At 41.8% G+C, this 25,606-nt stretch carries 23 protein-coding genes; 6 read left to right on the forward strand and 17 right to left on the reverse strand.

The genetic code is table 11. From position 1 onward, the window contains the following. Nucleotides 1–121: 121 nt before the first annotated feature. From parC to parE, 4 genes are all read right to left on the reverse strand, one after another. On the reverse strand, nucleotides 122–2,602 hold the full coding sequence (gene parC / locus MK396_RS06195; protein ID WP_268724009.1) for a DNA topoisomerase IV subunit A: 2,481 nt from the start codon (nucleotides 2,600–2,602) through the stop codon (nucleotides 122–124). A 238-nt stretch (nucleotides 2,603–2,840) separates the two neighbouring features. Then, complete coding sequence (locus MK396_RS06200; RefSeq protein ID WP_268724010.1) at nucleotides 2,841–3,653, reverse strand: aminoglycoside 6-adenylyltransferase; 813 nt, start codon at nucleotides 3,651–3,653, stop codon at nucleotides 2,841–2,843. Nucleotides 3,654–3,709: 56 nt separating this feature from the next. Continuing rightward, the gene (locus tag MK396_RS06205; RefSeq protein WP_268724011.1) at nucleotides 3,710–4,846 is read right to left on the reverse strand and encodes a hypothetical protein; all 1,137 of its coding nucleotides are present in this window, start codon (nucleotides 4,844–4,846) and stop codon (nucleotides 3,710–3,712) included. 8 nt (nucleotides 4,847–4,854) lie between these two features. Further along, entirely contained in the window at nucleotides 4,855–6,804 is a 1,950-nt protein-coding gene (gene parE, locus MK396_RS06210) for a DNA topoisomerase IV subunit B (protein ID WP_000037296.1), read from the reverse strand. A gap of 135 nt (nucleotides 6,805–6,939) precedes the next feature. Between parE and plsY the strand changes: the two genes are divergently transcribed. Next, nucleotides 6,940–7,581 (forward strand): glycerol-3-phosphate 1-O-acyltransferase PlsY, encoded by a 642-nt coding sequence (plsY, locus tag MK396_RS06215; RefSeq protein WP_268724012.1) that lies wholly within the window; start codon nucleotides 6,940–6,942, stop codon nucleotides 7,579–7,581. Nucleotides 7,582–7,614: 33 nt separating this feature from the next. Here plsY and MK396_RS06220 read toward each other — a convergent pair whose 3' ends face one another. From MK396_RS06220 to MK396_RS06260, 9 genes are all read right to left on the reverse strand, one after another. Further along, nucleotides 7,615–8,571, reverse strand: a complete 957-nt coding sequence (locus MK396_RS06220; RefSeq protein WP_268724013.1) for an ABC transporter permease — start codon at nucleotides 8,569–8,571, stop codon at nucleotides 7,615–7,617. A 2-nt stretch (nucleotides 8,572–8,573) separates the two neighbouring features. Further along, the gene (locus MK396_RS06225; RefSeq protein ID WP_000038677.1) at nucleotides 8,574–9,632 is read right to left on the reverse strand and encodes an ABC transporter permease; all 1,059 of its coding nucleotides are present in this window, start codon (nucleotides 9,630–9,632) and stop codon (nucleotides 8,574–8,576) included. Then, on the reverse strand, nucleotides 9,625–11,160 hold the full coding sequence (locus MK396_RS06230) for an ABC transporter ATP-binding protein (protein WP_007519847.1): 1,536 nt from the start codon (nucleotides 11,158–11,160) through the stop codon (nucleotides 9,625–9,627). Before MK396_RS06230 ends, MK396_RS06225 begins: the two co-directional genes overlap by 8 nt. Nucleotides 11,161–11,297: 137 nt before the next feature. Then, entirely contained in the window at nucleotides 11,298–12,353 is a 1,056-nt protein-coding gene (locus MK396_RS06235) for a BMP family lipoprotein (RefSeq protein WP_001036148.1), read from the reverse strand. 89 nt (nucleotides 12,354–12,442) lie between these two features. After that, entirely contained in the window at nucleotides 12,443–12,832 is a 390-nt protein-coding gene (locus MK396_RS06240; protein ID WP_000246110.1) for a cytidine deaminase, read from the reverse strand. Continuing rightward, nucleotides 12,819–13,481: a deoxyribose-phosphate aldolase gene (gene deoC / locus MK396_RS06245; RefSeq protein ID WP_268724014.1), complete on the reverse strand. Its 663-nt coding sequence runs from the start codon at nucleotides 13,479–13,481 to the stop codon at nucleotides 12,819–12,821. Before deoC ends, MK396_RS06240 begins: the two co-directional genes overlap by 14 nt. A 19-nt stretch (nucleotides 13,482–13,500) precedes the next feature. Continuing rightward, complete coding sequence (locus MK396_RS06250; protein WP_268724015.1) at nucleotides 13,501–14,778, reverse strand: pyrimidine-nucleoside phosphorylase; 1,278 nt, start codon at nucleotides 14,776–14,778, stop codon at nucleotides 13,501–13,503. Beyond that, nucleotides 14,775–15,365 carry a class I SAM-dependent methyltransferase gene (locus tag MK396_RS06255; RefSeq protein WP_268724016.1) on the reverse strand — a complete coding sequence of 197 codons (591 nt, stop codon included), beginning with the start codon at nucleotides 15,363–15,365 and terminating at the stop codon, nucleotides 14,775–14,777. Before MK396_RS06255 ends, MK396_RS06250 begins: the two co-directional genes overlap by 4 nt. Nucleotides 15,366–15,562: 197 nt before the next feature. Continuing rightward, entirely contained in the window at nucleotides 15,563–15,973 is a 411-nt protein-coding gene (locus MK396_RS06260; protein WP_268724017.1) for a hypothetical protein, read from the reverse strand. Nucleotides 15,974–16,174: 201 nt separating this feature from the next. Between MK396_RS06260 and coaA the strand changes: the two genes are divergently transcribed. The 3 genes from coaA to MK396_RS06275 all read left to right on the forward strand — a co-directional run bounded on the left by coaA (nucleotide 16,175) and on the right by MK396_RS06275 (nucleotide 17,985). Further along, nucleotides 16,175–17,095: a type I pantothenate kinase gene (coaA, locus tag MK396_RS06265; RefSeq protein WP_268724018.1), complete on the forward strand. Its 921-nt coding sequence runs from the start codon at nucleotides 16,175–16,177 to the stop codon at nucleotides 17,093–17,095. Between the two features lie 67 nt (nucleotides 17,096–17,162). Further along, complete coding sequence (rpsT, locus tag MK396_RS06270) at nucleotides 17,163–17,399, forward strand: 30S ribosomal protein S20 (RefSeq protein WP_001274000.1); 237 nt, start codon at nucleotides 17,163–17,165, stop codon at nucleotides 17,397–17,399. 52 nt (nucleotides 17,400–17,451) lie between these two features. Next, entirely contained in the window at nucleotides 17,452–17,985 is a 534-nt protein-coding gene (locus MK396_RS06275; RefSeq protein ID WP_268724019.1) for a DNA topology modulation protein, read from the forward strand. Between the two features lie 16 nt (nucleotides 17,986–18,001). Here the strand turns inward: MK396_RS06275 and metG are convergent, their stop codons facing one another. The 4 genes from metG to MK396_RS06295 form a co-directional block, all read right to left on the reverse strand. Next, nucleotides 18,002–19,999 (reverse strand): methionine--tRNA ligase, encoded by a 1,998-nt coding sequence (gene metG, locus MK396_RS06280; protein ID WP_268724020.1) that lies wholly within the window; start codon nucleotides 19,997–19,999, stop codon nucleotides 18,002–18,004. A 135-nt stretch (nucleotides 20,000–20,134) separates the two neighbouring features. Further along, nucleotides 20,135–21,394 (reverse strand): ABC transporter permease, encoded by a 1,260-nt coding sequence (locus MK396_RS06285; protein ID WP_268724021.1) that lies wholly within the window; start codon nucleotides 21,392–21,394, stop codon nucleotides 20,135–20,137. After that, nucleotides 21,395–22,096 carry an ABC transporter ATP-binding protein gene (locus tag MK396_RS06290; protein WP_049477654.1) on the reverse strand — a complete coding sequence of 234 codons (702 nt, stop codon included), beginning with the start codon at nucleotides 22,094–22,096 and terminating at the stop codon, nucleotides 21,395–21,397. It abuts the gene before it with no gap. After that, nucleotides 22,080–23,264: an efflux RND transporter periplasmic adaptor subunit gene (locus MK396_RS06295; protein WP_268724022.1), complete on the reverse strand. Its 1,185-nt coding sequence runs from the start codon at nucleotides 23,262–23,264 to the stop codon at nucleotides 22,080–22,082. Before MK396_RS06295 ends, MK396_RS06290 begins: the two co-directional genes overlap by 17 nt. A 266-nt stretch (nucleotides 23,265–23,530) precedes the next feature. Between MK396_RS06295 and gor the strand changes: the two genes are divergently transcribed. Next, on the forward strand, nucleotides 23,531–24,877 hold the full coding sequence (gene gor, locus MK396_RS06300) for a glutathione-disulfide reductase (RefSeq protein ID WP_268724023.1): 1,347 nt from the start codon (nucleotides 23,531–23,533) through the stop codon (nucleotides 24,875–24,877). Between the two features lie 143 nt (nucleotides 24,878–25,020). Further along, nucleotides 25,021–25,557 (forward strand): biotin transporter BioY, encoded by a 537-nt coding sequence (locus tag MK396_RS06305; RefSeq protein ID WP_268724024.1) that lies wholly within the window; start codon nucleotides 25,021–25,023, stop codon nucleotides 25,555–25,557. Nucleotides 25,558–25,606: the final 49 nt, after the last annotated feature.

Raw genomic sequence — 25,606 nt, forward strand, 5'->3', positions numbered from 1 at the left:
CTTTATACTAATCAAACTATGTGTTCTATTCTACACTTTTCTAGTAAAATTTCAAGTATTATTTGTAATTTTCTGAAAATTTTTTCAACATAAAGAAATCAGCCCTCTGGACTGATTCTTTTTACGAACTTGCTTTATCCTCTTTAAAGACTTCTTTGAGGTAAGCATCGAAAACTTCCTCATCTGAAATGGTATCTGAAATAAAGCTTCCATTGCTAGTACGTTCTGATAAGTTGAAGTCTTGCAATCGACTTTCATAGATTGTGCCTTTGTTAGATTGGACAAGCAACGTTTGGTCGTTTTCTTCTACTTCTGTACTAAAGAGATCACCAACAAAGCCTTGCTCAGAAACTGCACCTGCTAAGAAGACACGATGCGGTTTGTTTTTCAACTCACGCAAGACTTGTAGGCCTCGTTTGGCACGGCTGGTTGCTGGAATTTCGTCAATGGAAACGCGTTTTAAACTTCCACGTTGGGTCAAGAGGTAGAAGGATGAGGTGTTACAGATAAAGGCAGCTTGAAGTGCATCATCTGCTTTCAGGTTCATAGCCTTGACCCCTGCGGCCTTGGCACCGACAACCGGAACCTCTTCGATATTGAAACGCAGTGCATAACCATTTTGGCTAATCAAGAGAACATCATCCAGTTTAATCGGAGCCACTGCTACAATCTGGTCTGTCTCGTCTTTGAGCTTAGCGTACTTGACAGATTTAGACTTGTAGGTCCGCCATGGAGAGAACTCTTTGCGTTCTACACGCTTGATTTGACCAAGACGAGTTGCAGCAAAGTAGGTTGTCGCATCTTCAAACTGGTCCACGACTTCCACATAAAGGATTTCTTCGTTAGTTTCAAAGTTTGTAATGGTCTGGCTCAGATGCTCTCCGATGTCCTTCCAGCGAATATCTGCTAACTCATGGATTGGTCTGTAGATGACATTTCCAAGAGTTGTGAACATCAAGAGGTGTTGCGTTGTCTTGGCAGATTGTACAAAGATCAGACGATCATCATCACGTTTGCCAATTTCTTCCAGAGTGGAAGCTGCAAAGGAACGAGGACTGGTACGTTTGATGTAACCTGCTTTTGTTACACTGACGTAAGTGTCTTCTTCAGCGATAAGACTAGCTGTGTCAATCTCGATTACTTTCGCAGTATCTTCTAAAGTACTCAAACGTGGTGTCGCAAATTTCTTCTTGACCTCACGAAGCTCTTTCTTCATGAGATTGTACATGGTGCGTTCATCACCAATGATAGCCGCAAGCATGGCAATCTTTTCACGAAGTTCTGCTTCTTCTTCTTGCAAGACAACCACGTCTGTATTGGTCAATCGATACAGTTGTAAAGTAACGATAGCCTCAGCCTGCTCTTCTGTAAACTCATAGCTAACCTTGAGGTTTTCCTTGGCATCAGCCTTATTCTCAGAAGCACGAATAAGGGCAATAACTTCGTCCAAAATCGAAATTACGCGAATCAAACCTTCGACGATATGGAGACGCTTCTCAGCCTTTTCCTTGTCAAAGCGGGAACGCGCCAAAATTACTTCACGGCGGTGGGCAATGTAGCTAGACAAGATTGGCACAATCCCCACCTGACGAGGCGTGAAATTGTCAATCGCCACCATGTTGAAGTTGTAATTGATTTGTAGATCGGTGTATTTGAAGAGATAGTTAAGAACGAGCTCGGTATTAGCGTCTTTCTTGAGCTCGATAGCGATACGAAGACCGTCACGGTCAGACTCATCACGAATCTCAGCAATACCTGCCACCTTGTTATTGACACGAACATCATCGATTTTCTTGACCAGATTGGCCTTATTGATTTCATAAGGAATCTCAGTGATAACGATTTGCTCCTTGCCACCTTTTAACTTTTCAATCTCAGTTTTAGAACGAACGACCACGCGCCCTTTTCCAGTTTCATAAGCCTTCTTGATTTCGTCACGCCCCTGGATGATAGCTCCTGTAGGGAAGTCTGGTCCAGGCAAGAATTCCATGAGTTTATCCACCTTGGCTGTTGGGTGGTCAATCATGTAAACCACCGCATCAATAACCTCAGCCAAATTATGCGGAGGAATATCGGTGGCATAACCAGCCGAAATCCCAGTCGAACCATTGACCAAGAGGTTTGGAAAGGCAGCTGGCAGGACAGTTGGTTCTTTCTCGGTATCGTCAAAGTTCCAAGCAAAGGGGACAGTCTTTTTCTCGATATCTTGAAGGAGATAGCCAGCAATCTCAGATAAACGAGCCTCAGTATAACGCATAGCCGCAGGCGGATCACCGTCCATAGAACCGTTATTACCGTGCATTTCAACGAGAATCACACGATTTTTCCAGTCCTGTGACATACGAACCATGGCATCATAGATAGAAGAATCCCCATGTGGGTGGAAATTCCCCATGATGTTACCGACAGACTTGGCAGACTTACGATAGCTCTTGTCAAAGGTGTTGCCATCCTTATTCATAGAATAAAGAATACGGCGCTGAACCGGCTTCAATCCATCCCGAATGTCTGGCAAAGCCCGGTCTTGAATGATGTACTTGGAGTAGCGACCAAAGCGCTCTCCCATGATGTCCTCAAGGGACATATTTTGGATATTACTCATATAGGATACAAAGCCCGTAAAATGCAAAGTGAAAATAGAAAATTCTTGAAGTAAGCAAGTTCACCAGAGAATTTATCTTTTTCACACAGCATTTAGGGCGTGTTCAACTCCTTTCAAAGAATGTAGAGTATGTGTAATGATAAAAGGATGTAGAAAGGATTAGTCCCGTGTTCAATTACGATAAGTAACCAAACGACCCTTTCTGTAGTTTAATCTTTTAAATTATATATTTTTTTAGTTAGTGATTTGAAAGTCTCTCCTCAGCATACTGAATCATCTGCTCCGCCACTTCCTTATCATAATCAAATCCCATCTTGTTAGCAAGGGATTGAGCTTCTTGGTGGAAATGTTTCATTGTAGTAAATAAAGATTGGGTGATTTTGTCTAAACTGGAGAAATCAAGCAGATTTAAGAATTCCTTCTCTTTCTCAGTAGGTAAATAGTTAAAGAGATATTTATAGTTCTTGCCAATATCGACAGTCCCCTTATCACTTGCTACCTGCCAAGCTAAGACTTTTAACAACTCTTTCTGACAAATACCATAGAGATGGTCAGTCGCATAAATGAGTTGCTCGCGATGAATCCCCTTAACCACATAGGCGGAAACCCACCAAAATTCATTGCAGGCTTTTTCGAAATCTATCTGACTAGCTGGACTTGTCCAGTAACGCTGAGGATTTGGAGAATAAGGCACAAATAAGCCCTTAGGGTCCTCTAGCACCGTGAAATCCGCTTCGCTTTCTACCCACTCCTTGATATGCACTTTAGGACATAGAGTCAAATCAATACGGTTACCATCTTCAAAGAGCATGAGATAGAGACGACGGTTGCCTAGGACATTATGTTGCTCAATGATACGTGTTCCAAACCGGTCCAACCAAGCAAGGTCACTCGTCAGATTATCTAAGTCGTCCACGACATAAACAACATCATAATCTTGAAACTCATCTTTTGGAGCTTTTGGATTTGTCCGTGAACCAGACATGGCAACAGCCTCGACTTGTAAAGTTTGGGCAGTTTGTAAAATCACATCGAGCATTTCTGTTCTCATGTATTGCTCCCTTTAGCTATTTATGATGATTTTTTCTTTTAAAAAATGACAAATCATTAGTCAGGATAAAGAGGATCTTTAGCAGAAACAACTTTATCAGATAAGTAGGAACTCAACCCAATAAAATTATATTCATTTTGCATTTTTTGTTGAAATTCCTTGAAAGATTTATATTTTTTCATTTCTTCCTCAATATTAAATGTTTTATTTTTGTTTAAATCATCTATATTCCATTTAACACCTGAAAGTACATAAAACCTTTGCTTATCTTCTTCGGACAATTCACTTCCTCTATTTAACAGTAATCTACTGAATTCCTTGTCTAGATAATTAAATGTGTGATCATAGATATTCTCATCTCCATTAATTACCATTTCATTTTCAGGAAAATGAGTTATATTCTTTGTGTATTCCTTTAAATCTTCATATCTATCATCACTAAGAATCTCTTTTCCCCAAGGGGTTGTTAAAAATTTAACATCTTGTAAATTCTGAGGACTATCTTTATAAGTGTACTGAATGTGAGAAAAAATGGCTAAGAACGGATATACTCGAAGTTCAAATGCTATATCATCTTCCAAAGGCTTTCCATAAATTTTTCTTCTAACATCTCTCTCTCCGTGTTTACCGTAAAAATTTTTTGATAATACTGACGTCTCAATTTCATCAATTGTTTTACCTGTGCTAGTTTGGCTTATAACATTTTCATACGAAGTAGGCAAAAGAATAAGTGTTGATACTCTACTTTTATCCTTTAAAATATAATATAATTTCGCAGGTATATACATAAAATAAGATGGTTGTGGTGGGTTAGATAATGGTTTTTGTGATTCATTATATAATGTATAGCTTGGATTATCCTGCCACAAATTTTGGACAATATTAAAATTTGTGGTATCTAAATATTTATTTCTTTCCAAAGTTTGAAGATTATTCTCTTGATTTTTTTTATTGTTATCAATAGTTTGGTAACCCATAAATCCTGTTAGTATCAATGAAACCAATGAGATAACAATTGATGTATTTTTATACCAAGGTTTACTCTGCTCTTCTTGTCTAACTAAAAATGGTTGTGGTAAATGAGATAGCTCAATTTTAGTGTTTTCTAAATAATAACTATTTTTTTTTAGATTATCTGTCTCTTTCTTTAGAACATTAATCTCTTTTTGACTATTCTTGTTTTTTTTAGACATTTTTCTCCCTAAAACACCATCTCCCCACTCTCTTCCAATGTAAACTTGACATTATCCTCAATCCATTTACGGCGTGGTTCGACCTTATCACCCATGAGGACGTTTACGCGGCGTTCAGCGCGTGCTAGATCTTCAATTGTAACACGGATAAGAGTGCGGGTTTCTGGATTCATGGTTGTTTCCCAGAGCTGGTCCGCGTTCATCTCACCAAGCCCCTTGTAGCGTTGGAGGGTTGCGCCTTTACCAAACTGCTTACGAAGTTCTTCTAGCTCTCCGTCCGTCCAAGCATAAGCTACTTCTTCTTTCTTGCCTTTGCCTTTGGACATCTTGTACAGAGGCGGAAGGGCGATATAGACATGTCCCGCCTCAACTAGCGGACGCATATAACGGTAGAAGAATGTTAAGAGAAGAGTCTGAATATGGGCACCATCTGTATCCGCATCGGTCATGATAATAATCTTGTCATAGTTGGCATCTTCAATAGAGAAGTCTGCTCCGACACCCGCTCCGATGGTATAAATCATGGTATTGATTTCTTCATTTTTGAGGATATCCGCCATCTTGGCCTTGGCTGTATTAATGACCTTACCTCGAAGGGGCAAGATGGCCTGGAACTTACGGTCACGACCTTGCTTGGCAGAACCACCGGCAGAATCTCCTTCGACTAGGTAGAGTTCATTCTTTGCAGGGTTTTTAGACTGGGCTGGAGTCAATTTACCAGAAAGCAAGCCCTTGTCTTTTTTATTTTTCTTACCATTTCGGCTCTCATCACGCGCTTTGCGAGCTGCCTCACGAGCATCACGCGCCTTGATAGCCTTGCGAATGAGATTGGAAGCCAATTCACCATTTTCCATAAGGAAGAAGGTCAACTTATCAGCCACAATCCCATCGACAACTGGACGAGCTAGTGGACTCCCAAGTTTATCCTTGGTCTGACCCTCAAACTGGAGGTGTTCTTCAGGAACCAGAATAGAAAGAACGGCTGCTAGTCCCTCACGATAATCTGAACCCTCAAGGTTCTTATCCTTTTCCTTGAGAAGTCCCGTCTTACGAGCGTAGTCATTCATGACTTTGGTAATGGCTGACTTGAGTCCTGTCTCGTGCGTTCCACCATCTTTCGTACGAACGTTATTGACAAAGGATAGAATGTTATCTGAAAATCCATCATTGTACTGGAGGGCAACTTCCACTTGGAAACCATTGTCTTCGCCTTCAAAGTATAGGACTGGCGTCAAGGTTTCCTTGTCTTCATTGAGGTAAGAAACAAAGTCTTGTACCCCGTTCTCATAATGGAATTCGATCGCTTCATCTGTTCGCTTATCTGTCAAAGACAAGGTAACATTTTTTAAGAGAAAGGCTGACTCATTGAGACGTTCTGAAATGGTATTGTACTTGAAGTCAGTCGTAGAAAAAATCGTCGCGTCAGGCATGAAAGTGACTTTGGTACCTGTCTTAGACTTGGGTGCTGTACCAATTTTTTTCAAGGTTGTAACGGGTTTCCCACCATTTTCAAAACGTTGCTTGTAGACTGTACCGTCACGAGTAATTTCAACTTCTAGCCAGCTTGATAGGGCATTAACGACTGAAGATCCCACCCCGTGGAGACCACCAGATGTCTTATAGCCGCCTTGACCGAATTTTCCTCCAGCGTGGAGAATGGTAAAGATAACTTCAACAGTTGGAATTCCCATGGCGTGCATCCCGGTCGGCATCCCTCGACCATGGTCTTGAACGGTTAGACTGCCGTCTTTATTGATAGTCACATCAATGCGATCACCAAATCCAGATAAGGCTTCATCGACTGCATTGTCGACAATTTCCCAGACTAGATGATGGAGACCAGCACCATCGGTCGATCCGATATACATCCCTGGACGTTTACGGACCGCATCCAACCCTTCTAGCACCTGAATGGCGTCATCATTATAATTGTTAATATTGATTTCCTTTTTTGACACAAGGAACCTCCTATTTGTTCATCTTTTCTATTTTACAGGTTTTCTAGCGATTTTGCAAAGCTTTTCCCTTTCAGCCGTCACAATTTCACAGGATATTCTCTGACTTTCTATACCATTTCATGGTATAATAGGTCTATGATGACATTTGTATTATTAATTCTAGCTTATTTGCTAGGTTCGATTCCGTCTGGTCTTTGGATTGGACAAGTTTTCTTTCAAACAAATCTGCGTGAACATGGTTCTGGAAACACCGGAACAACCAACACTTTCCGGATTTTAGGTAAGAAAGCAGGCATGGCAACCTTTGTGATTGACTTCTTTAAAGGGACTTCGGCCACTCTACTTCCTATTCTTTTCCACCAACAAGGTGTATCACCTCTCGTCTTTGGACTTTTGGCCGTAATTGGACATACCTTTCCTATCTTTGCAGGATTTAAAGGGGGCAAGGCTGTCGCAACTAGCGCAGGAGTTGTTTTCGGATTTGCGCCTGTCTTCTGTCTCTATCTAGCGATTGTATTTTTTGGAACCCTCTATCTAGGCAGTATGATTTCACTGTCTAGCGTTACTGCTTCTATCGCGGCCGTTATCGGAGTTCTCCTATTTCCACTATTTGGTTTTATCCTAAACAGCTATGACCCTCTCTTCATTTTGATTATCCTAGCACTTGCTAGCTTGATTATCATTCGTCACAAAGATAATATCACACGTATAAAAAATAAAACTGAAAATCTCGTTCCTTGGGGATTGAACTTAACCCATCAAAATCCTAAAAAATAAAACGCCAGTTTAAACTGACGTTTTTTTGTATGCTTATTTTGATTTGATGTAGTTGATACCGTCTGCCTTAGGTGCAACTGCTTTTCCAAAGAAGGCTGCTAAGACAAGGATGGTCAAGACATAAGGCGCGATTTGAAGGTAAACTGCTGGCACTCCTTGTAGGAAAGGCAATTGAGAACCGATAACTGCCAAACTTTGTGAAAGTCCAAAGAAAAGACTAGAAAGCATAGCACCGATTGGGTTCCATTTTCCAAAGATCATTGCAGCAAGGGCAATAAATCCAGGACCGACAATAGTTGTCACTGAGAAGTTGACAGAAATTGATTGAGCATAAATCGCTCCACCGATTCCCCCTAGGAAACCTGATATGATAACCCCAAGATACCGCATCTTGTAGACATTAATCCCCAAGGTATCTGCTGCCTGAGGGTGTTCACCAACAGAGCGAAGGCGAAGACCAAAGCGGGTCTTAAAGAGAATAAACCAAGCAAAGAATGAGAAGGCAATTGCGATATAACCTAGTAGACTGGTAGACTTGAAGAAGATATCTCCAATCACTGGGATATTAGCCAAAACTGGAAAATCAAAACGCCCAAAGGTCTGACTTAAGTTATCCGTTTGTCCTTTGTTATAAAGAACCTTAACTAAGAAAACTGCTAGAGCAGGAGCCATCAAGTTCAATACTGTACCACTGACAACATGGTCCGCACGGAAATGAACTGTAGCGACTGCATGGATGAGAGAGAAAACAGCTCCCACGATACCAGCAACTAACAAGGAAATCCAAGGAGTCGCTGCTCCAAGTTGTTCTGCAAACTCAAGGTTAAAGACAACCCCAGAAAAGGCTCCCATAACCATAATTCCTTCAAGACCAACGTTAACGACACCACCACGTTCAGAGAAAACTCCTCCGATACTCGTAAAAATAAGTGGTGCTGAGTAAATCAGCATAGAAGAGACCAAGAGGGTGAGTAATGTTGTAATAGACATCCTTACTTACCTCCTTTAACTTGTTTTTTGGGTTTGACAAAATGTTCGATAATATAGTGAACACTGACAAAGAAGATAATGGACGCTGTTACAATGCTGACAAGCTCAGACGGAACTTGCGCAGCGTTCATACCCGGTGCTCCTACTTGCAAAACTCCAAATAAGAAGGCTGCAAAGAGAATTCCAATTGGTGAGTTTCCAGCAAGCAAACTAACTGCCATCCCGTTAAATCCGATAGCTAATGATGATCCCTGAACGTAAACGTTTTGGAAGGTTCCAAGACCTTCGACTGCTCCCCCAAGACCAGCCAAGGCACCAGAGATGATCATTGATAGGATGATTGTACGTTTTGCTGAAATACCAGCGTACTCTGAGGCATGGGGATTGAGACCAACTGCACGAATTTCAAAACCGAGAGTCGTTTTCTTGAGCAAGAACCAAATCACACCAACAGCAATGATGGCAAAAAAGATTCCGATATTCATACGAGAATTGCCAGTTAACTCAGATAACCATGGTGTTTGATAAGTGGCATTGGCACTCACACGAATCGTTGAATCTGTACTTTGCATAAAGTCTTTCGGGAAAGAATGAATAAAGGCATTCCCTACGTACAAAACAATATAGTTCATCATGATGGTTACGATAACCTCTGATGTACCTAAATAGGCTCTGAGAATACCTGGAATAGCACCTACAATCCCACCTGCAATCAAAGCAATTACTACGGTCGCTAAAATCAACATTGGGCGTGGCATGTCCGGATGCGACAAAGCAAACCAACCACTAAGAATCCAACCCGCTAGCGCCTGACCAGGAAGTCCAACGTTAAAGAAACCTGCACGGCTGGCAACTGCAAACCCCAGACCAATCAAGACAAGAGGACCCATGGCACGGAAAATCTCACCAATCCCACGAAGACTACCAAAAGCTGTATAGAACAGCTCCTCATAACCCCAGATAGCATCGTAGCCGAAAATCCACATGACGATGGCTCCGAGCAAGATTCCTAAGAATACGGAAATCAAGGGAACCGAAATTTGTTGTAACTTTTTAGACATCATCCTTCTCCTTTCCCAAGTTTCCACCTGCCATCAAGATACCAAGTTCTTGTTTGTTAGTCGTTTCTGGCGACACAATACCTTGAATCTTCCCATCATGAATTACAGCAATTCGGTCTGAAACATTTAAAATCTCATCCAATTCAAAGCTGACAACAAGCACAGCTTTTCCGTTATCACGTTCTTCAATCAAGCGTTTGTGGATATATTCAATGGCACCGACATCCAAACCACGAGTTGGTTGGCTGACGATAAGGAGATCAGGATCACGATCAATCTCACGAGCGATAATCGCTTTTTGTTGATTTCCCCCTGAAAGAGCTGCTGCTGGAACAAACTCGCTCGCCGCACGGACGTCAAATTCTTCCATTAATTTCTTGGCATGCGAAGTGATATTCGCATAGTTTAAGATACCATTCTTGCTGAGTGGTTCTTTGTAGTAGGTTTGAAGAGCGATATTTTCTGAAATCATCATATCCAAAATCAAACCATCACGGTGGCGGTCTTCAGGAACGTGTCCCACGCTTAGTTCCGTAATTTGTCGAGGGTGCATCCCCACGATTGATTTGCCTTTTAATTCAATACTACCAGACTCAACCTTACGAAGACCCGTAATGGCTTGAATGAGTTCAGATTGGCCATTGCCATCAATACCTGCAATACCGACAATTTCACCAGCACGAACATCCAAAGAAAGATTCTTCACAGCTGGTACACCGCGGTTTTCATTAACAACCAAGTCTTTGATAGACAAGACAACTTCTTTTGGTTGTGGTGCCTGTTTCTCCGTTTTAAAGGAGACTGAGCGTCCTACCATCATCTCTGCCAAGTCTGCATTGGTTGCTCCTGCAATCTCAACCGTCTGGATTGATTTTCCACGACGGATAACCGTCACTCGATTGGATACCGCACGAATTTCATCCAATTTATGGGTAATCAAAATAATGGATTTTCCTTCTTTGACAAGGTTTTTCATGATAGCCATCAACTCATCAATCTCTGAAGGAGTCAATACGGCTGTCGGTTCGTCAAAGATGAGGATATCAGCACCACGGTAAAGTGTTTTCAAGATTTCTACACGTTGTTGGGCACCAACGGAAATATCTGCCACCTTGGCAGCAGGATCCACTGCCAAACCATAACGTTCAGAAAGAGCCTTGATTTCTTTAGTAGCTTCAGCTATATCTAGCACACCATTTTTAGTGATTTCACTCCCCAAAATGATATTTTCAGCTACTGTAAAAGCTTCAACCAACATAAAATGTTGGTGAACCATCCCAATTCCTAGACTAGCGGCTTTAGAAGGGGAGTCTAGTTTTACAACCTGACCATTCACTGCAATTTCACCACTAGTTGGCTCAAGAAGTCCTGCCAGCATATTCATCAGAGTGGATTTACCCGCTCCATTTTCTCCTAAAAGTGCATGGATTTCACCTTTTCGCAGTTGCAAGTTGATCTTGTCGTTCGCTACAAATTCACCAAACACCTTGGTAATATCCCGCATCTCAATGACATTTTCGTGTGCCATATGCTCTTCCTTTCCGAGGTTTATTTTGTTTCAATAAAACCTGCTAATCGTGTTAACAAGTTCTATTGAGACAAAAATTGCCTCAATTCTTAAAGAAGCGACCGATGGTCGCTTCTTTAAGAATTGACTTTTATCCATTATTTTTCAGGAACTTTTACGCTTCCGTCAAGGATTTTAGCTTTTGCGTCTTCAACAGCTTTTTTACCTTCTTCTGAAAGGTTTGTCACTGCCAAGTCAACCCCTTTATCTTTCAATGAGTAGACAATAACTTGTCCGCCAGGGAATTCACCTTTTTCTGCCTTGTTAGCAATATCTTTTACAGTTGTACCAACTTGTTTCAATGTAGATACAAGAACGAAGTTTGATTCTTTACCATCTTTAGAAGTGTATTTACCTTCTGCTGCTTGGTCACGGTCTACACCAATAACCCAAACTTTTTCGTCTTCATTTTTGCTTTCGTTCAAAGATTTTGCTTCAGCAAAGACACCAGCACCTGTACCACCAGCTGCTTGGTAGACAACGTCTGCACCTGCAGCGTATTGAGCTGCTGCAATTGTTTTACCTTTGGCAGCATCACCAAATGAACCAGCGTAGTCAACTTGTACTTTGATAGATGGGTCTACTGACTCAACACCAGCTTTAAACCCAGCAGCGAAACGTGAAATAACTTCAGATTCGATACCACCTACAAAACCAACTTGTTTTGTTTTAGTTGTTTTAGCTGCTGCAACACCAGCAAGGTAAGCTGCTTCGTTATCAGCAAATGTTACGCTCGCAACATTCTTTTGATCTTTGATCACATCATCAATCAAGACATAGTTTAAGTCAGAGTGGTCTTTTGCTGCCTCTTCAACTGCATTGTGAAGTGCAAAACCAACACCGAAGATCAGGTTGTAACTTCCAGCCGCTTGTTGCAAGTTGTTCGCATAGTCTGCTTCACTTGTTGATTGGAAATAAGTAAAGCCTTTATCTTTAGAAAGATTGTGTTCTTTACCCCAGTCTTGCAAACCTTCCCAAGCTGATTGGTTAAATGATTTGTCATCAACACCACCAGTATCTGTTACGATCGCTGCTTTCGTCTTCATTTCAGATGAAGACGAAGCTGCGTTACGAGAAGAGCGGTTACCACATGCAGCAAGTCCAACTGCTGCTACTGCAACTAGACCAAGGCCTAGCCATTGTTTCTTGTTCATTACTGAACCTCCTAAATAAGATGTGCAACGATGTTGCAAGTATGAATTGGTTGGCCACAAGGACCGCGTCACTCAGAGAGTGACTCAGACTAGTTTAAGTCTGTAAATGAGTATGGAAGTAACTCCCCGACCGTCATCTCGACCGTCGATTTATCTTTAGCGACAAGTGTCACTTTTAGATCTTTTTCAAAAAATTCAGCCATCACTTGGCGGCAAGCACCACATGGCGAGATAGGTTTTTCAGTTTGTCCGTAGACAATCAATTCTGAAAACTCCCGTTGCCCCTCCGAAACTGCTTTAAAAATAGCAGTACGTTCTCCACAATTAGTCAAGGGATAGCTAGCATTCTCGATATTCACACCCGTATAAATACTACCATCCTTGGCTACTAAAACAGCTCCGATAGGAAAGTGAGAATAAGGCACATAGGCTTGTTTGCTGGTTTCAATTGCTAGTTCAATCAACTCAGTAGTCGCCATCTGCCAATTCTCCTTTTAAAATTGCTACACCAGCAGATGTTCCGATACGGGTAGCGCCTGCTTCCACAAAAGCGACAGCATCTGCATATGAACGAGCTCCACCAGCTGCCTTAACTCCCATATCTGGCCCGACTGTTTTACGCATCAACTGAACATCCTCTATAGTGGCACCACCAGTTGAAAAGCCAGTTGATGTTTTGACAAAGTCAGCACCTGCTTTCTGGGATAATTGGCAGGCCACAACCTTTTCATCGTCTGTCAACAAGCAAGCTTCAATAATGACCTTAACCAACTTGTCACCACTTGCTTCTACGACAGCACGGATGTCCGATTCAACTAAATCCAGATTGCCTGATTTGAGGGCACCGACATTGATAACCATATCAATCTCATCTGCACCATTTTGGACAGCTTCTTTTGTTTCAAAAGCTTTCACAGCTGAAGTTGTTGCTCCCAAAGGAAAACCTACTACTGTACAAACCTTTACATCTGAGCCATCAAGCCCTGTTTTCGCATGTTTAACCCATGTGGGATTAACACAAACGCTGGCAAAGTCATACTCACGCGCTTCAGATAGCAAACGATCAATTTGTTCTTGACTTGCATCTTGCTTTAAAAGCGTATGATCAATATATTTGTTTAATTTCATATTCGGATTCCTCTCTTTTTCATGAGATGATCTCAATTATTTCCTGCAAACGTTTCATTCTATCATTTATTTTAACATATTTTTGGAATTCTGTAACTAGTTGAGGGGAAATTTTTCCATTTGTATAAACTTTTGCGACAATTTCTCCCTTTTGAACGGAGTCACCGACCTTCTTCTCAAAAACGATTCCAGTTTCATAGTCTAAATCATCAGACTTGACTGCGCGACCAGCTCCCAATCTCATGGCATAGAGACCAAATTCCATCGCTGGAAGGGCTGAAATGACACCTGACTCTTGAGCCGGGATATCTACTACATGCGCCACCTTGACTGGGCGATAGAGATCTTCTAAATCACCGCCTTGAGCTGCTACCATTTCTTCAAACTTAGCCAGTGCTTGGCCATTTTCAAGATGTTGACGGACTTCTTCAACCGTCTTCTCAACATTTGCCAAACCAAGCATAATCTGAGCTAGTTCACAAATAAAGTGACTGATATCTTCTCGACCCTTTCCTTGAAGAATTTCAATTGCTTCTAAGATTTCGAGACGATTGCCAATGGCTCGTCCCAAGGGTTGACTCATATCGGTAATAACCGCTACTGTCTTTCGACCAACAGCCTTACCCAAATCGACCATGGTTTGAGCCAATTCACGCGCCTCATCAACCGTCTTCATGAAGGCACCCTCACCGACCGTTACGTCTAGCAAAATAGCATCCGCCCCAGCAGCAATTTTCTTGCTCATGACAGAACTAGCAATCAAAGGAATCGTGTCGACAGTCGCCGTCACATCACGGAGGGCATAGAGAAGTTTGTCTGCTTTAACCAGCTGATCTGACTGCCCAATAACAGATACACCAATGTCCTGTACCTGACGAATGAAATCTTCTTGACTGCGCTCCACTTGGTAACCCTTGATTGCTTCCAACTTATCTAGGGTTCCGCCAGTATGGCCAAGTCCACGGCCACTCATTTTTGCGACCGGAACACCAAAACTGGCTACTAAAGGCGCTAAAATCAAAGTCACCTTATCCCCAACTCCACCCGTAGAATGCTTGTCAACTTTAACCCCCTCAATGGCAGATAAGTCAAACTCTTGACCTGTCTTGACCATATTCATCGTCAGGTCAGAAATCTCTCGTGTGGTCATTCCTTTAAAATAAACAGCCATAGCAAAGGCAGACATCTGATAGTCTGGAACAGTTCCTGCTACATAGCCTTCTACTAGCCATTTGATTTCATTTGAAGTCAGTTCTTGGCCATCTCGTTTCTTTTGAATTAAATCAACTGCTCTCATGCTTTCACACTTCTAAGGATATAATATCCCTTGTCTTTCTTTATAATTTCACAATTTCCAAAAACATCTTCCATCTTGCTTTTGGCGCTTGGAGCACCTTGCTTTTTCTGAATGACAATGGTTAAATCACCTCCGTCTTTCAAGAAATCTCTGCTCTTTTCGATAATCTCATGAACAACTTGTTTGCCCGCTCGAATAGGCGGATTGGAAATAACATGGTCAAACTTCCCTTCAACTTGTTCATAGATATTGGATTGGAAAATCGTCGCTTCTACTTTATTTCGTTCAGCATTTTGTCGCGCTAAGTCCAAGGCACGATTATTGATATCAACCATGGTCGCCTGAACTCCATGAGCCTTGGCCAATGACAAACCCAATGGCCCATAACCACAACCCACATCAAGGACCGTTTCTCCTTTGTTAACCTCTAGACACCTCAATAAAAGCTGACTCCCAAAGTCAACCATTTTCTTGCTAAAAACACCCGCATCCGTCAAAAAGGTCATATTTTCTCCCAACAACTCCACTCTCAACTCATGTATGTCATGAGCAGCGTCAGGATTTTCTGCATAATACATTTTACTCATAAAACTATTTTACCATAATTTGGCTTGAATTGTAAATCGTTTACAAAGTGATGATCAAATGAAAAAGACTGAAGAATCCTAGTCAAAAAACCTTTTCTTCAATCTCTTTCAATTATTAGAAATACATTACAATCTATCGGGAACTACAAATTATCATAGTCAGGAAAAAAACAGATCGTCTGTAATCAGGCGCATTTTTATTGCCATTTCTTAACCTTAAAATACTTTATTATCAACAAGATTCCCAATATGATGTTTAGATAAAAACCCAACTGATAAGTTTGTGTCAAGATTTCCAAACTTGTCCAAAGTCGTATCAAATCTTCTAGTGACATACGGAATAGATATCCTTCTGTAGCAATCCACAAAATCAAAAATAGATAACTACCAGCAGCAAGCCATTTCGTCCACTGCTTTTTTACTAGCCAGGCAATCAAGAGCGAACAGATAAAGACAGCTGTTACAAGGAGATGATCCATTAAGAAGGTAAAACCGTAATAGGTTTCTACAAAGCGTCTACCATTATCCGCATTCGCTCCCCTTATAAAAGGTAGTGTAAAACTTAAAATAAAACAGAGTTCCAATATGTAACATCTCAAGATTTTCATTGTGTGCCTCCTATAAGTTGCGAACTAAAAAAGCCCACTTTTAATAACTGATAAGTCTTCAGAAACAATTCCCTATTTCATCATTAAATTATTCAACCTCTATCTACCTCTATTATACGATATTGACTTACTACCATCAAGAAACCGCTTTATTTTTTTAGCTTTTTATGGTATGATAGACAAAATATCTAGGGGAAAACGATGACCAACGAATTTTTACATTTTGAAAAAATCAGTCGCCAGACTTGGCAATCTTTACATCGAAAGACAACACCTCCTTTGACAGAAGAGGAACTAGAATCCATCAAGAGTTTCAATGACCAGATTAGTCTGCAAGATGTGACAGATATTTATTTACCTTTAGCTCATCTCATCCAAATTTACAAACGCACCAAAGAGGATTTAGCCTTTTCTAAGGGGATTTTTCTCCAAAGAGAGAGTAAATCTCAACCCTTCATTATTGGAGTTTCAGGAAGTGTAGCTGTAGGAAAATCAACAACTAGCCGACTTCTGCAAATTCTTCTCTCTCGTACAGTTACTGATGCTACTGTAGAATTGGTGACAACTGACGGTTTTCTCTATCCCAATCAAACCTTGATGGACCAAGGTATCTTAAATCGCAAAGGTTTTCCTGAAAGTTATGATATGGAAACCTTGCTGAATTTTCTTGATCGCCTAAAAAATGGACAAGATGTCGATATTCCTGTCTATTCTCATGAAGTGTATGACATCGTTCCTGGAGAGAAGCAACGTGTCAAAGCTGCTGATTTTGTCATTGTCGAGGGCATTAATGTCTTCCAAAACCCTCAAAATGAGCGCCTTTACATCACTGATTTCTTTGATTTCTCCATCTATGTAGATGCTGCTGTCGAGGACATTGAAAGTTGGTATCTGGATCGTTTCTTAAAACTCCTCAGCTTTGCCCAAAATGATCCCAACAGCTACTACCACCGTTTTACGCAAATGCCAATTGGAGAAGTTGAAGCCTTTGCACACCAGATTTGGACCAGTATTAATCTCACAAATCTACAAAACTATATCGAACCGACAAGGAATCGCGCCGAGGTCATTCTCCACAAGACTAAAAACCATGAAATCGATGAAATTTACCTAAAAAAATAATTTCCCCTTGTCAAAATCTAAGTTTTCATATATAATGGTATAGTTAGTAAATATGGAGGTAAGAACATTGGCAAACATTAAATCAGCTATCAAACGCGCTGAATTGAACGTTAAACAAAACGAAAAAAACTCAGCTCAAAAATCAGCTATGCGTACTGCTATCAAAGCTTTCGAAGCAAACCCTTCTGAAGAACTTTTCCGTGCTGCTAGCTCAGCTATCGACAAAGCAGAAACTAAAGGTTTGATTCATAAAAACAAAGCAAGCCGCGATAAAGCTCGTCTTTCAGCTAAACTTGCTAAATAAGAAACAGTCCATAGAGGCTGTTTTTTTGTCCTCTAATCAGAAAAGGTAGAAAATGAAAATCGCAATCATAGGATATTCTGGAGCTGGCAAGTCAACTCTAGCTGAAAAGTTGTCAAACTACTACTCCATCCCTAAACTACATATGGATACGCTCCAATTTCAACCGGGTTGGCAAGACAGTGACCGTGATTGGATGGAAACTGAGATGAAAAACTTTCTCACAAAGCACGAAGCTTGGGTCATCGACGGCAACTACTCTTGGTGTTACTATGAAGAAAGAATGCAGGAAGCTGACCACATCATCTTTCTCAATTTTTCACCATGGACTTGTCTCTTTCGAGCCTTTAAACGGTATCTCACTTACCGAGGCAAGGTCCGAGAAAGTATGGCTGCAGGTTGCCCTGAACGCTTTGACTGGGACTTTATCCGATGGATTCTCTGGGATGGGCGGACAAAGAATGCTAAAGAACGCTACAAGGGGATTCAAGAAACCTACCCTGAGAAAGTAATTGTCCTCAAGTCGCAAAAGGATATGGATTACTTCTTAGAAAATCTCGCGCATAACAAGAAAAACCAACGTACCTAACGTTGGTTTTTTGCTATTACCCAATCACACTTCCGTTTGGTACCGCTGGATCAACTGTGATAAGGGTTAATTGTCCATCATGTTCAGCTGAGAGGATCATTCCTTGACTGACATATTTTTTCATCATCTTACGCGGTTTAAGGTTGGCAACGATTTGGACTTTCTTGCCGACCAATTCTTGCTCATTTAGATAGTATTTTGCAATTCCTGAGAGGATTTGTCGGTCTTCGCCATCACCAGCATCTAGGCGGAATTGGAGCAACTTATCAGAACCTTCTACTTTAGACACTTCTTTGACTTCTGCGACACGGATTTCAACCTTATCAAAGTCTTCAAACTTGATTTCATCCTTGTTTAGTTTGAGTTCAACTTCATCTGGATTCCATTCTTTTTCGACTGCTGGTTTGTTGCTTTCCATTTGTTCCTTGATATAGGCAATCTCTTCTTCCATGTCCAGACGTGGGAAGATTGGTGTTCCTTTGGCAACAACAGTCACACCTGTAGGGAAATCTGCCAAGCTCAAGTTTTCTAGGCTAGAAACTTCTGCTAGACCAAGTTGTGCCAATACAGCGCGACTAGTTTCCATCATAAATGGTTCAATCAAGTGAGCTACGACACGAAGGCTGGCTGCCAAATGGCTCATGACACTTGCCAACTGGTCACGAAGGGCTTCATCCTTAGCCAAGACCCATGGAGCTGTCTCATCGATGTATTTGTTGGTACGTGAGATAAGAGTCCATACTGCTTCAAGGGCACGTGGATAGTCAACTGCTTCCATGTGTGTATGGTAGTCCGCGATTGATTGTTCTGCAACCTCAGAAAGAGCATTATCAAACTCTGTTACACCCTCTACATAGGCAGGGATTTGACCATCAAAGTACTTGTTGATCATGGAAACCGTACGGTTAAGGAGGTTTCCTAGGTCATTTGCCAATTCATAGTTGATACGACCTACATAGTCCTCGGGAGTGAAGGTTCCATCTGAACCAACTGGAAGGCTACGCATGAGGTAGTATCGAAGTGGATCCAGTCCATAGCGCTCTACTAACATTTCAGGGTAAACGACATTCCCTTTAGACTTAGACATCTTGCCGTCTTTCATGACAAACCAACCGTGGGCAATCAAGCGATCAGGCAATTTCATATCCAACATCATAAGAAGGATTGGCCAGTAGATTGAGTGGAAACGAAGAATGTCTTTTCCGACCATGTGGAAGACCGTTCCATTCCAGAATTTATCATAGTTAGCATGATCATCTTGACCGTAACCAAGAGCAGTCGCATAGTTGAGAAGGGCATCGATCCAAACATAGACAACGTGTTTTGGATTGGATGGGACTGGAACACCCCAGGTAAAGGTTGTACGAGAAACCGCTAAGTCTTCCAAACCTGGCTCAATAAAGTTACGCAACATTTCATTGAGACGACCATCTGGAGTGATGAAGTCAGGGTGCGATTTGAAAAATTCTACCAAACGGTCTTGGTATTTGCTGAGGCGAAGGAAGTAAGATTCTTCAGATACCCATTCAACCTCGTGACCTGATGGAGCGATACCGCCCGTCACATTTCCAGCTTCGTCACGGAAAACTTCCGCAAGCTGGCTTTCTGTAAAGAATTCCTCATCTGATACTGAATACCAACCAGAATATTCGCCCAAGTAGATATCATCTTGAGCAAGCAAGCGTTCAAAGACCTGTGCTACAACTTTTTCATGGTAATCATCCGTTGTACGAATGAATTTATCATATGAGATATCAAGTAATTGCCAGAGTTCTTTGACGCCAACCGCCATCCCATCAACATAGGCTTGTGGTGTGATGCCAGCTTCTTCCGCTTTTTGCTGGATTTTCTGACCATGCTCGTCAAGACCTGTCAGATAAAAGACATCGTAGCCCATGAGGCGTTTGTAGCGAGCTAGGACATCACAAGCGATGGTTGTGTAGGCAGAACCGATATGAAGTTTACCAGATGGATAGTAAATCGGTGTTGTAATATAAAAATTCTTTTCAGACATAATTTTTCCTTTCCAGGCAAATGAAACCTGATTTTCTAACACTTCATTATATCATATTTTTAGTGATTTTCGATAGGAAAATCCATACAAAAACAAGACGAACAAATGTCCATCTTATTTTTTCTGCTCTATATCTTATTCATAACGAAGGGCTTCGATTGGATCGAGCTTAGAGGCTTTATTAGCTGGCAAGACTCCAAATATCATACCAACGCTGGCTGACACAGCCAAGCTAAAGAGAGCGATTGGGAGGGAAACCCCAACTTCGATACCTGCAATCATGTTTTGGAGCAGCACTCCGGCTAACATAGTCATTCCAGCAGCAATTCCAAGACCGATGACACCACCTAGCAAGGTCAAAATCATGGATTCAATCAAAAACTGTACCAAGATATTAGCCCTTGTAGCTCCGAGAGCTTTCCGCAGACCAATCTCACGCGTGCGTTCTGTTACCGAAACCAGCATGATATTCATAACACCAGTTCCCCCGACAAAGAGAGAGATTCCTGCGATGGCACTGATAATAGTGGTCATAAAACCAAATAGTTGTTGTACCTCTTGGAAGGCGGCAGTTGCGTCCGCAACTTGGTACTCCCCTTGCTGAAGACCTGCAATCTCAGTCAGTTTTCGAGCCAACTCCGGACCCAAGGTCCGCGTTAGACTAGTATCATTGACACGAAAGACGATGTTCGAGATTTCATCAGTATTAAAATTGGCTGCTAGAGATATATTGGTCGTAATTGGAAGACCACCAATCCCAAAGGCTTTAGCAGTTTTGGCTTCATTGCTGGTATAAACGCCAATCACACGGTAACTAAATTCATTAACAGAGATGATTTGATTAACAGCAGCTTCTGGACTATCAAACAAACTCTTGGCTAGTTCTTCGTCCAGCAAAATCACACTGGCAAATTCCTTGTAGTCTTGCGGTCTTAGACTTCTACCCGCAACGATTTCATTTTCAACCGCGTTCATGTAGGTGCTATTTCCGCCTGTCAGAGTCGCTCGTTCAACCTTCTTATCCTTATAAGATAGTGTGACGTTGGTCGAGTTGGTGACATAGTAGCTGTCTACTCCTTTGAGTTTGGCAGCTTCCTTGACCCAAGACTCCAGTGGTTTTGGTGGTTCAACATGAACATCCTCTTCTTTCCCACTGACTGTCAAAGCAGATTGTTTCTGCGTAAAGGAACCGTCCTTGCTTTTGATAGGAGAGAAAAAGACATGGATATCCTTCTGTGATTTGGTCATGTTTTTATTAACCTGACGAGACATGGAGTCTCCCAGAGCCATGATGACAACGACAGATGAAACTCCGATGATAATCCCAATCATGGTGAGGAAGGAACGCATCTTGTGGGCCATGATGGATGAAAAGGCAAATTTCAGATTCTGCATCTAGTTTTCCTCCTTTTCTACCTGAGCACTGTCGGACGAGATGATCCCATCACGAATAACAATCTGGCGTTTGGCATAGGCCGCAATCTCAGGTTCATGCGTGACCATGATAATGGTTTTCCCTTCCTTGTTTAACTCCACCAACAGTTGCATGATTTGATTTCCTGTCTTGGTATCCAAGGCTCCTGTCGGTTCGTCAGCTAGGATGATAGAAGGATTATTTACCAAGGCACGCGCAATCGCTACACGTTGCTTTTGACCACCTGATAACTCGGAAGGCAAATGATGACTGCGCTCCGTTAGCTCAACCTTTTCCAGAAATTCCTCAGCCAATTTCCGTCGTTTTGAAGCCGAAACACCAGCGTAAATCAAGGGCAATTCGACGTTTTGAAGTGCATTGAGCTTGGACAAGAGAAAGAACTGTTGAAAGACAAAGCCGATTTGCTGGTTGCGAACCTTGGCCAGTTGTTTCTCTCCAAGACCTGCCACTTCTTGACCTTCAAGATAGTACTCTCCACTAGTTGGTGTATCCAACATTCCGATGGTATTCATCAACGTAGATTTACCAGAACCAGATGGTCCCATAATAGCAACAAACTCACCTTCATGAACTTCTAGATTGATATTTTTAAGGACCTGCAGTTCTTGGTCACCATTTCGATAACTCCTACAGATATTTTTGAGACTAATTAGTTTCTTCATCAGCCTTCACCTCTTTTCCTTCTTCCAAGGAAGATGTTGGATTACTGATGACCTTGGCACCGTCTGACAAACCTGAAGTAATTTCTTGGTTATCTGCGTCCGCATTCCCCAGAGTAACTTCTACCTTCTTCGCTTTTTTCTGGTCGTCAACGGTCCAAACATAGTTTTTGTCATTTTCGGTAACGACACTTGTCAAAGGAACAAGGATGGCTTTACTTTTGTTTTTGACTTCCACACTAACAGAGAAGCCTTGTTTCAACTCACTGATATCGCTAGTCACATCAACAGTATAAGGGTACTTAGATCCAGTATTCCCTCCAAGGGCTGCATTTGCTGCTTCTCCATTGTTTTTAGGATAATCAGAAATATAGCTGATTTTTCCTGTCCAGCTCTTATCTTGGTAAACCTTCGAAGTAAAGGTAACTTCTTGGCCTACAGAAAGGTTAGCAAGGTTGTATTCAGACAACTCCCCTTTGACCTGCAAGTTTTCATTACTTACGACATGTACTACCACTTGGCTATTACCTGTTGGAGATTTGGAAACATTACGATTAACTTCAACTACAGTCCCTTCTAGTGTACTGAGGACAGTTGCAGCATCTAGCTGAGCTTGAGCCTTGTTGAGTTGGGCAACAGCATCTGCACGATTATCCTTGGCATCACTAATTTGAGAATCAATAGAAGATACGGAAGAAGTCGCTGCTTGCGCTTGTTCTGGGAGTCCAGCTTCTGTTGGAACCTGTGAAGAAGCTGGTGTAGCTGATGCATTTTCACGAGCTTTGTTTAACTCCTCAATATGACGGTCTGCCTTTGCAACTGCACGATCGGCTGCATCATAGGCAGCTTGAGCATCTGCACTGCTGTATTTGACCAACGCTTGCCCTTCTTCGACCTTGTCCCCGACTGAAACGAGAATTTCATCTAAATCTCCCTTACTAGCATCAAAATAAACGTATTGTTCATTTTTTGCTGTAACCGTACCTGACAAGAGAACCGATGAAGCAACAGAACCTTCCTTAGCAGTAACGATATGAGATGTTTCCTCCTTGACTGCTGACTGGGAAGGTTGTCTAAAAATCAAAATCCCCGCAGCACCGATAACAATAGCACTGGCAATACCAATCGCTGTGTATAATTGCCATTTTTTTGCCTTCTTATTTCTTTTCATTTTTAAGCTCCTTTATTCTTTTGCCTTACAAAAACCATTATATCAGAAACACCAAGCCCAAACAATGACAGTTCAGATGGAAACAATGACAATTCAGGATCATTATTTCGTTCGGTATTCGTTTATTGGATTATTGTGCTAGATATATAATACAATATCTTTTTGAATTTGGCAAGCGTTTTTATAATTTTTTTATCGTAGCAGATTTTTGCATTCAAAAAATAAAAACGATAGAATATGACTATCAAAGCTATAAGGAGTTTTCTATGAGAGAATATGATATCATCGCCATCGGTGGAGGAAGCGGCGGCATTGCCACCATGAACCGAGCTGGCGAACACGGTGCTAAAGCAGCTGTTATCGAGGAGAAAAAATTAGGTGGAACCTGCGTCAACGTTGGCTGTGTTCCTAAAAAAATCATGTGGTATGGAGCGCAAATCGCTGAAAGCTTCCACCACTACGGACCTGACTATGGTTTTACAAGTTCAGATGTGCAATTTGATTTCGCAAAACTTCGTCAAAATCGTGAAGCCTACATCGATCGTGCCCGCTCGTCTTATGATGGAAGTTTCAAGCGCAACGGTGTTGATTTGATTGAAGGTCGTGCTCATTTTGTTGATTCCCACACCGTTAGCGTCAATGGTGAATTGATTCGTGCCAAGCATATCGTGATTGCGACTGGCGCTCGTCCAAGCATCCCAACTATTCCTGGAGCTGAACTCGGTGATAGCTCAGACGATGTCTTTGCTTGGGAGCAACTTCCTGACTCCGTTGCGATTCTTGGAGCTGGTTATATCGCTGTTGAATTAGCAGGTGTTCTCCACGCACTAGGAGTAAAAACCGATTTGTTTGTCCGTCGCGATCGTCCCTTGCGCACTTTTGACAGCTACATCGTTGAAGGACTTGTCAATGAAATGGAAAAAACAGGTCTACCTTTACACACACATAAGGTACCTGTCAAACTCGAAGAAACCGAGCAAGGTATTACCATTCATTTCGAAGATGGTTCTAGTCACACTGCCAGCCAAGTTATCTGGGCTACCGGTCGCCGTCCAAATGTAGACGGTCTTGAGTTAGAAAAGGCTGGCGTCACACTCAACCAACGTGGATTTATCCAAGTGGATGAGTATCAAAATACAGTTGTAGATGGCATCTACGCCCTTGGAGATGTTACTGGTGAGAAAGAACTGACCCCAGTAGCCATCAAGGCAGGACGTACCTTATCTGAACGCCTCTTTAATGGAAAAACAAATGCCAAGATGGACTACACGACTATCCCTACTGTTGTCTTCTCCCACCCAGCAATCGGAACCGTTGGTTTAACCGAGGATCAAGCTATTAAAGAATACGGCCAAGATAACATCAAAGTCTACAAGTCCAGCTTTGCATCTATGTACTCTGCCGTTACAAGCCATCGTCAAGAATCTCGCTTCAAACTCATCACCGCCGGTGCTGACGAAAAAGTTGTTGGACTTCACGGACTTGGTTACGGAGTGGATGAGATGATTCAAGGATTCGCTGTCGCTATCAAGATGGGGGCTACCAAGGCGGACTTTGATGCTACAGTAGCTATCCACCCAACCGCCTCAGAAGAATTTGTAACCATGCGCTAATTATCGTAAGAGACCCCATGTGATCTCTTTTTACTTGTAAAATCGGCTGTTGCAAGATTGTTACCTTGATACAAAAAATAGGTTGACTTTCTCCTCTGAATTAGTATAATAGTTACTATAATTTTGAAAAGAGGTTAACAGTTTTGAAAAAAGCTCATATCTATGCCATCCCTGCTATCGGTGCTGCTCTCATCGCCGTATTGGCACAAATCAGTCTCCCTATCGGTCCTGTACCTTTCACTCTACAAAACTTTGCGATCGGTCTGGTTGCTACTGTTTTTAGACCTAGAGAAGCCGTTCTATCCGTGGCTCTCTATCTCCTGCTGGGTGCCATTGGTTTACCTGTCTTTGCAGGAGGTGGTGCAGGATTTCACGTTTTAGTCGGTCCAAGCGCAGGTTATCTTTGGTTTGACCTTGTCTACGCAGGACTTACATCTTATCTCATCCATCAAAATAGTGGCTATATTCGCATTTTCCTTGCCAACCTCTTGGGTGACTCTCTCGTCTTTGTAGGAGGTATTATCAGCCTCCACTTCCTTGCTGGTATGGAATTTGACAAAGCACTTGCTGTCGGTGTCCTTCCCTTTATCCTCCCTGATCTTGGTAAAATCATTGCGATTAGTTTCATTGGTCGTCCCCTTCTCGAAAGATTGAAAAGCCTTCCATATTTTTCAAGATAAAAAAATAGTCCAGAACAAGTGTTCTGGACTATTTCCTTTCCAATTACTT

Origin of the sequence: Streptococcus oralis (assembly GCF_026782235.1) — a bacterium.
GTDB classification, from domain to species: Bacteria; Bacillota; Bacilli; order Lactobacillales; family Streptococcaceae; genus Streptococcus; species Streptococcus oralis_CC.